This window comes from Hyphococcus flavus (assembly GCF_028748065.1).
Lineage (GTDB): Bacteria > Pseudomonadota > Alphaproteobacteria > Caulobacterales > Parvularculaceae > Hyphococcus > Hyphococcus flavus.
Genome location: NZ_CP118166.1, coordinates 1,697,429 through 1,710,229, shown reverse-complemented (window position 1 = coordinate 1,710,229; position 12,801 = coordinate 1,697,429). Strand labels below are relative to the sequence as shown.

The 12,801-nt window shown below is 51.3% G+C and carries 10 protein-coding genes; 3 read left to right on the top strand and 7 right to left on the bottom strand.

Translation table 11 applies throughout. The annotated features are described in order from the left end of the window. Nucleotides 1-32: 32 nt before the first annotated feature. Together PUV54_RS08345 and PUV54_RS08340 are read left to right on the top strand one after the other, a co-directional pair. A complete protein-coding gene (locus PUV54_RS08345) occupies nucleotides 33-848 on the top strand; it encodes a uracil-DNA glycosylase (protein ID WP_274495175.1) in 816 nt (271 codons plus the stop codon). 124 nt (nucleotides 849-972) lie between these two features. Beyond that, on the top strand, nucleotides 973-2,730 hold the full coding sequence (locus tag PUV54_RS08340) for a lytic transglycosylase domain-containing protein (protein WP_274495174.1): 1,758 nt from the start codon (nucleotides 973-975) through the stop codon (nucleotides 2,728-2,730). A 922-nt stretch (nucleotides 2,731-3,652) separates the two neighbouring features. Here PUV54_RS08340 and PUV54_RS08335 read toward each other — a convergent pair. Further along, entirely contained in the window at nucleotides 3,653-3,967 is a 315-nt protein-coding gene (locus tag PUV54_RS08335) for a hypothetical protein (RefSeq protein ID WP_274495173.1), read from the bottom strand. A gap of 150 nt (nucleotides 3,968-4,117) precedes the next feature. Here PUV54_RS08335 and PUV54_RS08330 point away from each other — a divergent pair, with 150 nt between their 5' ends. Beyond that, nucleotides 4,118-5,266 carry an aspartyl/asparaginyl beta-hydroxylase domain-containing protein gene (locus tag PUV54_RS08330; RefSeq protein WP_274495172.1) on the top strand — a complete coding sequence of 383 codons (1,149 nt, stop codon included), beginning with the start codon at nucleotides 4,118-4,120 and terminating at the stop codon, nucleotides 5,264-5,266. A 7-nt stretch (nucleotides 5,267-5,273) separates the two neighbouring features. Here PUV54_RS08330 and PUV54_RS08325 read toward each other — a convergent pair whose 3' ends face one another. The 6 genes from PUV54_RS08325 to PUV54_RS08300 all read right to left on the bottom strand — a co-directional run bounded on the left by PUV54_RS08325 (nucleotide 5,274) and on the right by PUV54_RS08300 (nucleotide 12,795). Beyond that, nucleotides 5,274-5,801, bottom strand: coding sequence for a hypothetical protein (locus tag PUV54_RS08325; protein ID WP_274495171.1), 528 nt, complete (start codon nucleotides 5,799-5,801; stop codon nucleotides 5,274-5,276). 134 nt (nucleotides 5,802-5,935) lie between these two features. After that, entirely contained in the window at nucleotides 5,936-7,318 is a 1,383-nt protein-coding gene (locus tag PUV54_RS08320; RefSeq protein WP_274495218.1) for a 2OG-Fe(II) oxygenase family protein, read from the bottom strand. 230 nt (nucleotides 7,319-7,548) lie between these two features. Next, the gene (locus PUV54_RS08315; RefSeq protein WP_274495170.1) at nucleotides 7,549-8,523 is read right to left on the bottom strand and encodes a type II secretion system F family protein; all 975 of its coding nucleotides are present in this window, start codon (nucleotides 8,521-8,523) and stop codon (nucleotides 7,549-7,551) included. Nucleotides 8,524-8,532: 9 nt separating this feature from the next. Then, nucleotides 8,533-9,522, bottom strand: a complete 990-nt coding sequence (locus tag PUV54_RS08310) for a type II secretion system F family protein (RefSeq protein WP_274495169.1) — start codon at nucleotides 9,520-9,522, stop codon at nucleotides 8,533-8,535. 6 nt (nucleotides 9,523-9,528) lie between these two features. Then, on the bottom strand, nucleotides 9,529-11,013 hold the full coding sequence (locus tag PUV54_RS08305) for a TadA family conjugal transfer-associated ATPase (protein ID WP_274495168.1): 1,485 nt from the start codon (nucleotides 11,011-11,013) through the stop codon (nucleotides 9,529-9,531). Nucleotides 11,014-11,022: 9 nt separating this feature from the next. Beyond that, entirely contained in the window at nucleotides 11,023-12,795 is a 1,773-nt protein-coding gene (locus PUV54_RS08300) for a cellulose synthase operon protein YhjQ/BcsQ (protein ID WP_274495167.1), read from the bottom strand. Nucleotides 12,796-12,801: the final 6 nt, after the last annotated feature.

The window sequence follows — 12,801 nt, the reverse complement described above, 5'->3', positions numbered from 1 at the left end:
AGCCATTTCGATTTTGCTGATACAATAGCACCATGACAGTAGGTGAACATCGGGCCGCACACGCCCTGTTGCGGTGGTATGCAGACGCGGGTGTGGATGAATGCATCGACGCCAGCCCTTCCGATTTTTACTCATGGCAGTCCGAACCTCGGTCAGGTGAAGCGCCGCAAATAGAGACTGTAAAACGCCAAAGGTTAGCCCCCGAAAAAGCAGACAATACTCCCCTGGAATCCATATCTACCGATGAAGCGATTAGATCGGCTGAAAAACTCGCCGCTTCTTGCCAAACGTTTGAAGCGCTTGATGCAGCGGTGCGCGCCTTCGAAGGCTGCCCTTTGAAAACAGGCGCGAGAAGCACGGTTTTTACCGACGGCGTTCCAGGATCCGACCTTCTTGTCATCGGAGAGGCGCCGGGGCGGGACGAGGACCGGCTTGGGAAGCCCTTTGTCGGGCGCGCCGGCCAGTTATTGGACAAGATGCTAGCCGCAATTGACCACTCTCGCGAACATAACACATTGATATCAAACGTTATTTATTGGCGGCCACCCGCCAACCGCACCCCGACTGCCGTGGAAACCGCTGTCTGTAAACCCTTTGTGGACCGGCTAATCGAAATTACCGAGCCCAAGGCTGTCATGATTGCGGGCGGCGCACCGCTACAAGCGCTTTTGGGGGTAACCGGCATTATGAGGGCCAGGGGCGTCTGGCGCGAAATAGAGACCTCCAGCGGTCTTCGCATCCCTGCTCTGCCCGTTTTTCACCCTGCATTTTTATTACGGCAGCCCGCCTCAAAGCGGCTTGCCTGGGCGGATCTGCAAAACCTCGCCAAGCGGTTAAAGGAGCGTTAACTGACATTACGATAATCTTAGGTGTAAGTTTCGGGGCGGTGGGGATTTATCTCCATTTTTTGATATTCGGCGGCCAAGTGGTTGTCGAGCCGCAAAATTCACGCGGCAAGTACAGGGTTTGACAATGGCGTTTCGTTTTCAAGCAGTTCTAGCCGCACTTGCGTTTCCATGTTTTGCAGCCGCTGAACTTTCTTCTGATTCCAATGATAGTCTTGCAAGTGAGCCGGGGCTCGCCTCCATTAAAGTACTGAGCGAATCCGACGCCGCCCTCTATGAGCAGATTTTCACACTCCAAGAAGAGGGGCGATGGTCGGAGGCCGACAAGAAAATCGCAGCCCTCGAAGATAATGTCCTGCTCGGATACGTGCAATATCAGCGCTATATGCACCCGACAGCTTACCGCTCACAGTTCTCCGAGCTAAAGCGCTGGATGTCTTATTATGCCGATCATCCTGAAGCGGATAAAATATATAGCCTTGCCCGCAAGCGTCGCCCCAGCGGCCAGTCAAACCCTATTCGCCCTGTCCCTCGCAAATGGAAAACGCAGGCATCCAAGGAATTGCATCCAGGCCTTGTTGCCGACTACCAACAGACGGGCAAACCGCGCCTAAATCGAATTGAAGGGCGTGTGCGATATCTTTCAAATCGATCACGCGCCATCGAGGCTCTTCGTGAAATCGAAAATCACGCTAAACGCGGCGCCATTACCGGGCGCCAGTTTGACCGCATGCGATCATGGATCGCCGCAAGCCTCTATTATCAGGGTTACGTCGATACGGCTGAAACGATTGCCAAAGAAGCCGCCGCGCGTAATGGCCAAAGCGCAGTCTTGGCCTACTGGATCGCCGGTCTCATTGATTTTAGAAACGGCCATATCGCGGCCTCTTATGAACATTTTTCATCTATGGCGGCAGTGCCTTATCAGGAAGACTCTTTACGCGCTGCCGCTGGATTTTGGGCCGCCCGCACAGCCCTTGCGGCGGGCCACCCAGCCGACGTTACTCCAAATCTGGAGATAGCGGCGTCTTTTCCGTTTACATTCTACGGCCAATTAGCTCTTGCCCAACTTGGGCGCGATTACGACTACAACTGGAAAACGCCGGCGCTTACCCAGGCTGAATTGACCGCGCTTGTAAATGACCAACCGCGTGTGAAACGCGCAATCGCACTTGCAGAAGCCGGACAGGAACAGCTTGCGGATGTAGAGTTGCGATGGGCGAGCGGCTCTGTTGACGACGACAAAACTGCTGACCTCCTCGCTGTGGCCATGATGCTGGGACTGCCTGCCGCTCAGATAGACATTGCTCTGTCCGGACAAGGACGCGAGCTCGAAGCCGGCCTTTTTCCGGTACCGCATTTTATGCCCGAAAGTGGTTTCAAGGTAGATCGCGCATTGCTTTATGCGCTCATGCGGCAAGAGTCCAAATTCAAGACAGATGCCACCAGCCGTGTCGGCGCCCGCGGGCTGATGCAACTTATGCCGCGCACAGCGAGTTTTATTTCCGGCGATCGATCGCTTCGGTACAGAAGCGGCCGGGAAAAATTATACGACCCGTCATTCAATATGGAACTCGGCCAGAATTACGTCGACCACTTGATGACCAGAGCTGTCGACGGTGATGTGTTCCATCTGGCGGCTGCGTATAACGGTGGACCGGGCAACTTACGCCGATGGAAGCGCGCCGTAGATATCGAAGATCCTCTGCTTTTTATCGAGAGCATACCCAATCGTGAAAGCCGTGATTTTGTTGAAAAAGTGCTTACGAATTTCTGGGTTTATCGCGCACGCTTAGGACAACCCGCCCCTACGCGCGAGAAAGTAGCCGCAGGCGAATTACCGCTATATGAAGCGCTTGATCGGATAGCCGAACAAACTGACTGACATTCAATAATTTTTTACTCGTGGACTCAAGAAACAAATCTTAAAAGCGTTTGGCGGCCTTAGTTGCCGCCGCGACCCAAGTTTTGTGACGTTCTACGCTGTGTATCTTCCATAACCTCTCGGCTATCGTTTGCAAGCGTTGCCCATTGGTGTCCGGTCATACATAGCCTTCTACCGAACCTTGTGCCGGCCTTTGTCGTCCATTTGCAGATAATACGCGTATCGCGATTGTTGTTATCCGCTTCACTCTCAGTCGCAGCAACTTGTGTCTTTGCTGACTCGCTCGCGGTTGCTGCACTTGTCGAATCTGCCGTGGCGCAGGCTCCCAGAAGAAGCATGCCGCAGAAACAGAAAATGTAATCTCTCATTTTACGCCTCTAATATGATTTCGACACACATTACGAAATATGAGGGCGGTGTCGCTAGAACGAAAGAAGCTGATCATGAACCAATGTGGTCAGCTATGGGCAGCTACTACTGTGCTTAAGTGCCTCCGCGACCCAAGTTTTGCGTTGATCTGCGCTGGGCCTCTTCCGTAACCTCTCGGCTATCACGCGCAAGTCGATCCCATTGGTAGCCGGTCAAACAGACCCTTCTTCTTAGTTTTGTGCCTAACACGTGTGTCCATTTGCATCGGATACGACGATCGCGGTTATCTTTCGAAGCGCCCTCTTCGTTTACTGCGACCTGTTCAGCCGTAGCATTCTCCGCACTTCCTTCACTTGCGATAGTTTTTGTATCTGTGGTGGCGCAAGCGCCTAACAAGAGTGTTCCACAGATAGCGAAAATGTAGTCTCTCATTTTTCACCCTATCATGCTTACAGACACCATGTTATCTGAAGACAGGGTGACAATTCTTGAATAAAAGAAGCCGCTGATGAATGTTCATCAGCGGCTTCAAAGGAATCGGCTTTAAAGAAAGTTAGTTACCTTGCGGCGGCATTTGCGAACGACGCTGCGCCTCTTCAGTTGCTGACCGGCTCGAATCTTCAATAGCTTTCCATTCACCCCAGGTGCGGCAAATATTTTTTCTGAACCGGGACCCGGTTACCTGGGTGCGTTTGCAGATAACACGGCTGTCATCGACTTCTTGTTGCGCATCTGCTTCATTTGCAGCAACTTGTTCAACTTGAGCTTCTTCACTGGTTTGTGTCGCTGCGGTCGTACTTGTCGTACCTGTGGATGCACAAGCACCCAGCAAAAACGCCCCGCCTAAAACTAAAACTAATTCCCTCATTTTCGACCCTCTTAGATTACGAAATGAACAGGCTAACCATAGCGCTGATATATTGCAACTGATATGCAGGATTAGCCGTACTTACCTTTAGTTCAGAAGGGATTATGCTATTCTCGGCTATAATACTCACCTTTTCTGAACGTAAGAATTATGCTTGTAAATCAACTGATTAGCGACGCCAACCAGGCATTGCAGTCCGGCAACGCTATGCGTGCCTTGTCGCTCTTCACAGAAGCGGCGGGGCAGGCGCCATCAGACCGGAATGTTCTTGTCGGCCTTGCCCTGTCGGCCCGGGCCCTGCAGCGCCATGATGAGATGCTCAAAGCGGCAGAGCGGCTTGTAGAAATTGAACCTGCCAACTGGCAAGCGCTCATCCTCATGGCTGATGCTCTGCAAGCGACGGGAAAAAAGAGGCGCGCAGCAGCGGCATACCTAAAGGCCGTCAATAGCGTGACAGACACTAACCAGTTCCCCCCTCAAGCCCTTGCAGACCTTAATCGTGCAAGACAGGCCTGCGCTGAGGCAGCTGTTGAGTATGAAGATTTCCTGCGTACACGAATAAAAGAGCTCGGCGTTTTCGATGGGCGCGGCCATTCTCGTGGCGAGCAAGCTATCGAAATTTTATTAGGGCGAAAGCAAATTTTTCTGCAGCAGCCTGAAAAATTATACTTTCCAGAGTTGCCGCAAATTCAATTTTACGATGCAACAAAATATGAGTGGACGCAAAAAGTAATAGAACAAACAGACTCAATCAAGGACGAACTATTGGGTGTTCTTGCAAAGGAAACAAACTTCGAACCCTACGTGCCAAAAAATGCTGAAAATCCGCACGTGCAAAACAACCGCCTTGAAGGAAATACCGAATGGGGAGCGTTTCATTTAATCAAGGAGGGCATCGTTCAAGAACACAACGCAACCCTGTGCCCTATTACGATGACGGCTTTAAAAGAAGCGCCCGCACCGCAAGTTCCCGGCCAATCGCCGGTAGCATTGTTTTCTCGTTTAAAGCCTGGCGCACACATCCCGCCACACCACGGCTTACTCAATACAAGATTAATTTGTCACTTACCTCTGATCGCGCCGGAAGGGTGCATACTTCGCGTCGGCAATCAGGAGCGTAGCTGGCGACCAGGCGAAATGCTGATGTTTGACGATTCTATCGAACACGAGGCGTCAAATCCAACAAACAACGAAAGAGTCGTTCTTTTGTTCGACATTTGGCGACCTGAGCTTACGAAAGACGACCGGGCTTTTATTACGACCGTTTTCCAGGCAATTGATGAATTCGGGGTCTTTTAGGAACTCGCTATTTTATTCTTTCGACACGAACCGAACGATTGTCGTCAACTAAGCTCAACGAGTGGGCGCCCAAAAACCGGCGTTTGATTTCTACACTAACCTCTTCATCATTAGGCAACAAAAGCTTGTTTGTATCGGAGCTGAGCTGACGCCACACTTGGCCATTTTCTAGAATAAACACATATTTCCCCCGGCGATTTTCCGCGATCTCAGCCACTTTCGCCGTCAACTGCCTGAGCTCTTTTTCGCGCCTTTCCTGAATCTGTTCTTTAGTCTCCGGCAGATCTTCCCTGCCGAATTTTTCTTCAGGCGAAAGAGCTTCAGCGACAGAGATGTTACTTTCCGGTTTTGATTGTGCATCGGCAGTCACGTCAGACAAACCCACAACCGCCTGGTCGAAACAGGCGAGCCGCCTTGCATCATCTGCAATCGAGCGGCATTCCAACAAGTTCGATGAAAGGCCTTGCGCCATTGTAAACGAACCCGCCATGCCCGCTACGACAGCAGCGCTAATACTCAAACTGGTTTTCAACATCGGACATCTCCTCATTCGGCCAGAATTCTAGCTTTTTTGGCGCGGCCGTAAAGTGCGGCGGCTTCTAGGTTAGAAGAATGATTAGGCTTACAGAATAACAACGCACCAGAACACATATATCTGCCGTAAAACCGCTACGAAGAAGCAGCGGGCACTATGTCCACCGCAACAGTCAATCGCGGCGGCCCCGAATAGAACTCTACAGTGCCATGCCACATGTATGACGGGAACAGCACCAAAACGCCCCGCTCCGGCTCTATAAAGCGCTCGGGTGTTAAGACAGGGCTAGTCGCAATACCTGGTTCGCCTAACTTCAACCAGCCTGCTTTATCATGATCGTCGCCGTCGTCCGCTAACCGGATATGACAAGCGGATGAGAGCCACCCTTCAGGATGAACATGGTTTACGTGATGTCCTTGTGGCGGAAGGCTAATCGACCAGCTACTAAATATTCGATGACCGCCGATATTTCTGGAGCGCAATGGATCGTCGCCTGTCGAGAACGCCTCTACGTGACGGTGGATCGGCCCGTTCGCGGCCTGCCGGAACGCGCGCATCGCGGGGTTATCCGCGCCCTCAATGGAAGAAATCTGACTGCCTTTGCGAACTGATTGATAAAATGGATGTGACTTGAAGCGATGAGCCTGATCCAGCCCTTCGGTTAAATCGTCCAGATATGAATCAAGGTTAGACCACCCGGGAGGCGTATCGAGTTCGTATCTGCCAACAAACGCATCATAATCATAGAGATGATCATATCTGTCATCTTTCAACAACCGCCACGCCGTGGCTTGCAGGGCAATGTACAGCTGATTGACTGGCGCGTACTGCCTTAGCTTTTCAATAATAGGAACAGCGGATTGTGCATTGTCCGTAGCCAGAAGAGCCATCGCATAAGTGCTAAGCACCCCTACATCTTCTGGCAATGCTGATGCAGAAAAGGCGCCTAACTCAACAGCTTCCTGAAATTTATGGTCTTCCAACGCTGCATTGCAAGCCATCTGGTAAAGGTACGGATCCCCAGAAAGTTGCGCAGCTTCATTTAAAATTGCATAAGCAGTCGCTGTATCGCCTGTCTGGCCATACACCTGAGCGCGGGCAAGATGTAGACTTGGGTTTTGAGGATTTTCTTCAATTGCTTTATTTAGATGGACGAGAGCCCTATCTCTTTCTCCCGTCTGCATCCAAATTAATTGTGCGAATTCTCTGTGCGCGTCCGGATCGACAGGATTCACACGCAATAATGTAAAAAAAGCCTGCTGCGCTTCTTCGAATTTCTGAATTCCAGATAACGCGCGGGCATAGACTAGCCAGCTTTGTGGCGCGTTCAGACCTAATTCGAAAGCGCGCTTTAATGTATCAGCCGACTCTCTGTACTGGCCCGCGTCCCCAAGGACAGCAGCAAGATTGTGCAATACCGCAACGTTATTCGGCTCCAGATCAACCATGGATCGCATGATATCAATTGCTTCAGCATAACGGCCTTCGTTTTTGAACCGTGTCGCTTCATTGGTCATATCAGTTAGAGATTGAGTCATGCCGTAGCTTTCGTATTCGTCTGACAGTCAAATGCACTTGCAAGCTAAGACAGTTTCGGTTCCTAGTTGCTTGAGGACGAATAATGCTGCTGAGCGCGCCATGCAAGTGAAAGCAGGCACGTTATCTTAGATGCATGACATGAAGTCACATTCACCCGGCTAATGTCCAACGAAAGGCAAGAACACCAGGTCGACTATTAAGAGATGGCTTATTCGAGCCCCATCACGCTCATGATGGCTGGGCCGAGAATAACAGCAAACAGAACTGGCAGGAAAAAGCCAATCATCGGCACGGTTAATTTTGGCGGCAATGCGGCGGCTTTCTTTTCGGCTTCCTGCATTCGAAGGTCACGGCTTTCTTTTGCCATAACACGAAGCGATTGCCCCAACGGCGTACCATATTTTTCAGACTGGACGAGAGCCGTAACGACGCCCCTGACTGAATCCAAGCCCGTTCTTTCCGCCAAATTCACATAAGCTTGCTTGCGTTCCTGGAGATAGGACAATTCAGCAGTCGTAAGGCCGAGCTCTTCAGCTAATTCGGGACAGTTCGGACCGACTTCGTCGCCCACTTTCTGGAATGCCGCCTCGATCGACATGCCCGACTCAACGCATATTAACAACAGGTCCAGCGCATCAGGCCAAGCCGCTTGAATTTTTTGCTGACGTTTCGAAACGGCGTTCGAAATATAGATGTTGGGCAAATAGAACCCGCCCAAAAAGCCCCCGATCGTCGCAAGCAAACGACCAAAGCTGTCGAGTTCAAAACCGTCGAGAAGATAAACATACACGCCAACAAAAATAGCCATTACGAAGGGAAGGCCGAGGCGAGCAGCCATGAATGTAAACACAGGGCCCTGTCCACGATGGCCCGCCATCATCAGCTTCTTTCGTGCGGACTCCGCGTCAAAAACTTCCAATAGTTTCAGGCTCTCCACCAATTCCTTGATGGCGCCTTGCGGTGACGTCGTCCTCAGGCTGGTGCTTTTCTTTTTTGCAAGCATATCGCGCTGCTGCTTACGCAAGTTGTCACGATAATTGCCGACGGACTTCATCCGCTCTTTAAGCTTGTCCTTCACTAATAAAGGCTCAAGTACGGTGAACACCGTCGCGATCGCCGCCAGCGAGACAAGCACTGCGATCTGGAAATTCCGATCAGTAACGGCGTTGATGATAGCTTCCATTATGCGCCCTTAGACCTTGATCTGAGTCATTTTTTTCATGACGACAATGCCCGTCATCATCCACATGCCTGCGCCTATAAGAATGAAATTACCGACACGCGTATTGAACAACGGCTCCAGATAGTCTGGAGAAGCAACTTTTACGGCGCCCATGACCAAAAATGGCAATGAACCAATAATGTAGGCAGAAGCTTTGGCTTCCGCAGATAGCGCTTTGATCTTGCCTTCCATGAGCTTACGCGAACGCAGCACAATCGCCAGGTTGCCCAGGGCTTCAGCAAGGTTACCGCCCGTCTTTTGCTGGATCATCAGAACGATGCCGAAGAAGTTCACCTCCTGAAGCGGCATCCGCTCATACATACGTTCCAAGGCTTGCTCTAATGATAGACCAACACGAATACCCTCGGTCAACATGTGAAATTCATCGCATACCGGGCGCGGAGCCTCACGTGCGATAATCTTGAGGCATTCATTGACTGGCAAACCAGATTTGACGCCGCGGACAATAACATCAATTGCATTCGAAAATTCATCAACGAATTTTTTTTGACGACGCTTACGTAAAAAGTTGACGATCCAACGCGGAAATCCAAGCCCGCCAATGACAAACAGCAGGCCTGTAATCCACAATTTTTGACCGGAAATCAGTCCCACCAATGCAAACAGCAAAGCCGTGACGATTGAGGCTATGTAAAAATGTTTCGGCTTTACAGGCAGCCCCGCTTGTTCAAGCGTCTGCGTTAAAGTAAGCCTCTTTTTCTTTTTGAGATCTTTTGTTTTGCTGTCGAGAGCAGCCAGCGACTCCGCCAGCTTTTTTCTACGTTCCTTACTCTGCGCCTCAGTATTTGCGCCGCCAGAGCGTTTTACAGCCTTTGCAGCATTCAGAGCCGAGACACGCTTGTTCGCTTTGTCGCGCTGCGTTGGCTGTAAGAGCACAAACGCCAGCGCGCCAAACGCAACCAAACCCAATCCAACGACAATGAGGACCTGCTGATCCATGAACGCTTACTCCGATGCCGCATCCAGAGCGGATGCGAGCTCTGCTTCTTTGCCGTAATAGCGAGCGCGATCCCAAAATGCTGGCCGTGCGATGCCTGTCGATTTGTGTTTGCCAACAATCTTCCCATCTGCATCTTCACCATCCATGTCATAGATGAAAAGATCCTGCGTAATGATGGTGTCGCCTTCTGTGCCCAGAACTTCTGTCACATGAGTGATACGGCGCGAACCATCCCGCAATCGCGCGGCTTGCACAATGACGTCAATCGACCCCACAATCATTTCCTTGATTGTTTTAGACGGCAGGTTGTAGCCACCCATCGTAATCATGGATTCAATACGCTGCAGAGCTTCGCGCGGGCTGTTAGCGTGAAGAGTCCCCATAGACCCATCGTGGCCCGTGTTCATGGCCTGTAGCAAATCAAACGCCTCAGGGCCGCGAACCTCGCCCACGATAATACGTTCAGGACGCATACGCAGACAGTTCTTGACGAGATCGCGCATGGTCACCTCGCCCTGCCCTTCCAGATTTGGCGGACGCGTTTCAAGTCGGACCACATGCGGCTGCTGCAGTTGGAGTTCCGCTGCGTCCTCACAAGTGATGACGCGCTCATCATGTTCAATGAAACCAGTCAGACAGTTCAGCAGGGTCGTTTTACCAGAACCCGTACCGCCTGAAATCAACGTGTTGATCCGGCAGTGACCGACAATCTCCAGCACCTTCGCCCCCTCAGGCGAAATAGAACCAAAATTAATCAGGTCCTGAATGCGCAACTTGTCTTTCTTAAATTTACGAATGGTGAGCGCGGCGCCATCAATCGACAGCGGCGGCGCAATCACGTTCACACGAGAACCGTCGGGCAAGCGCGCGTCGCAAATCGGGCTAGCTTCATCCACACGGCGGCCTACCTGGCTGACGATACGCTGACAAATATTCATCAACTGGGAATTGTCGCGAAAACGCACGTTGGTTAGCTGAATTTTACCGCCAACCTCGATAAAAACACGGCTGGCGCCGTTGACCATGATGTCCGCAATATCATCACGCGCCAATAGAGGCTCAAGCGGGCCATACCCTAGAACATCGTTGCAAATGTCCTGCAGTAGCGATTCTTGCTCTGCAATCGACATTGAAACATTTTTGATCGAAATAATTTCGTTGACAATATCGCGGATTTCTTCAGCGGCAGCTTCCGTATCAAGTTGTGCGAGCTGCGATAGATCAATCGTATCTATCAGCGCATTGAAGATAGTTGTCTTCGTCTGAAAATACTCATCAGACCGACCGCCGATCTCTACAGCCTCCTGCGGCTTTGGGGATGGCGGCGCCACGCGCGGCGGGGCCTGCTGAGGTGTCTTTGCGCTTGCCTTCTCAGCACTTTGCGCAGGTTTAGGCGCAGGCTTTTTCGCCGCCGGCGCAGGTTTTTTTGCGACCGCCGTCGATTTCGCAGGCGTTGACGTTTCTAGAGGAGCTGTTCTCCGTCCGAACATGGATACTGCCTACCGTTTCTTTTTAAACAAACCTGAGAGACTGAATTTCGGGCGCGCGATATTGGTTTCCGCACGGCCAAGCAAATGCGCCGACAAGTCACGGATAGACTGAGCAGCTTTCGACTTGCTGCCCACCTCAGTTATCGGCGACGCATTCGTAGCCGCAGCACCGAAAAGTTGCGGGTCCCAATTGATAACTTGCGCTGGCTTGATGCCGACATGTTCTGCGAACTGGTCTGGCTGTACCGCAGAAGTTTTAGGGTCGAATTGGTTGATAACCAACGTAGGTGACGCATCATTCGGTCGCGCGGCGCCCAGAATATCCATCAGGTTCTTGGTATTTCGGAATGACGCAAGATCTGGGGTTGCGGTGATGACGATTTCATCTGCCGTCATCAATATTCGCTTCGACCAAGACGTCCACATATGCGGAATGTCGACAATAATTGTCGGAGCCGTACCCCTCACCACATCGAGAACTGTTTCATAGGCCTGATCGTCCATATCAAAGTCTCGATCAAGCATGGACGGCGCCGTGAAAAGACTTAGACGGTCTGTATGTTTTTGCAAAAGACGATCAAGCAAAACATCGTCAAGGCGTTCGGGCGAACTTAACGCTTCAACAAGGCCTGCAGAAGCTTCCTGATCGAAATCAAGGCTAGCCGTGCCAAATGGCAAGTCCAGGTCGAGAATGATCGTATCGCTTTTGAACTCCTCGGCCGAACACCAGCCGACATTATGCGCAATTGACGATGAACCGGCGCCGCCACGTGCGCCGACAAACGCCATAGTCTTGCCAATCGGCGGCGCCGAGGGGTCCACATAAAGATCTGCTACAGCTTTGATAATCTGCAGTGGCGAATTCGGACGAACGATATACTCGCTGACACCCTGCTTGATTAACTCGCGATAGAGAATGATGTCATTGACTTTGCCGATTATGACAACTTTCGTCGATGGGTCGCAAACCTCGGCAAGCTCCCCCAACTTGGAAAAAATTTCCGCGCCGCCTACAAGCGTTTCAAGTATTATCAAGTTTGGCGTTGAAGCTGTCTGGAAATGGTCAACCGCCTTCGCAACCCCGCCCATGTGAATAGTCAGGTGGGCTTTTGAAAGCCGGCGATCTACAGAAGCTTTTTCCAATAACGCTGTGGTTTCTGGCGTTTCGCAAAATGCGTGGATTGAAATACGCGGTACCGGCCGGTGATCCATCTCTTCTTCTGGAACGTCAGAAACGGCGCCGCCGTAATCTTGCTGCTCCAAAGCCCCTGCACCAGTCACGGCTGCAGTAACAAGAGCGCCTTGCGACTCAGCCACACCAGACTGGGTCTCAACATTTGTATCAGAATCAAATGTATCTTCACTATCGAAAGCATCTTCGATTGCAGCGTCTTCCGCTGGGTCTAGTTCAGAAGCGCCTGAATCTTCGAGAGATCGACCTTCATCGAAAGCCGCCTCAATTTCAGCCAGGTCAGCTGCAGAAAATTCGTCTCCGTCAGCTGCGCTGTTTTCAGCGTCTACCTCCTCATCGAAGATGTCATCCTCAAAAAGATCATCGCCAAAGTCTTCTTCACCCAGCGCGGCAAGCTCTTCGTCGGAGAGCTCCTCATTCAGCCAGGCATCATCGTCATCGGAAATCTCGATGTCGCCTTCAAACGCATCACTATCTTGGGACACGCCTTTTGAGGCTGGCCCCCCGTCAGCGCCAAGACTTGCAGCGCCGTCTGCGACGCCTTCTTCATCTTCGGCTGGCTGATATGACGTTTCAGCAGCGTTTTTCATTGTTTT

Excerpts from the sequence above, each read along its gene's own strand:
- PUV54_RS08345 (WP_274495175.1), top strand. The coding sequence starts at position 33 with ATGACAGTAGGTGAACATCGGGCCGCACACGCCCTGTTGCGGTGGTAT.
- PUV54_RS08340 (WP_274495174.1), top strand. The coding sequence starts at position 973 with ATGGCGTTTCGTTTTCAAGCAGTTCTAGCCGCACTTGCGTTTCCATGT.
- PUV54_RS08335 (WP_274495173.1), bottom strand. The coding sequence starts at position 3,967 with ATGAGGGAATTAGTTTTAGTTTTAGGCGGGGCGTTTTTGCTGGGTGCT.
- PUV54_RS08330 (WP_274495172.1), top strand. The coding sequence starts at position 4,118 with ATGCTTGTAAATCAACTGATTAGCGACGCCAACCAGGCATTGCAGTCC.
- PUV54_RS08325 (WP_274495171.1), bottom strand. The coding sequence starts at position 5,801 with ATGTTGAAAACCAGTTTGAGTATTAGCGCTGCTGTCGTAGCGGGCATG.
- PUV54_RS08320 (WP_274495218.1), bottom strand. The coding sequence starts at position 7,318 with ATGACCAATGAAGCGACACGGTTCAAAAACGAAGGCCGTTATGCTGAA.
- PUV54_RS08315 (WP_274495170.1), bottom strand. The coding sequence starts at position 8,523 with ATGGAAGCTATCATCAACGCCGTTACTGATCGGAATTTCCAGATCGCA.
- PUV54_RS08310 (WP_274495169.1), bottom strand. The coding sequence starts at position 9,522 with ATGGATCAGCAGGTCCTCATTGTCGTTGGATTGGGTTTGGTTGCGTTT.
- PUV54_RS08305 (WP_274495168.1), bottom strand. The coding sequence starts at position 11,013 with ATGTTCGGACGGAGAACAGCTCCTCTAGAAACGTCAACGCCTGCGAAA.
- PUV54_RS08300 (WP_274495167.1), bottom strand. The coding sequence starts at position 12,795 with ATGAAAAACGCTGCTGAAACGTCATATCAGCCAGCCGAAGATGAAGAA.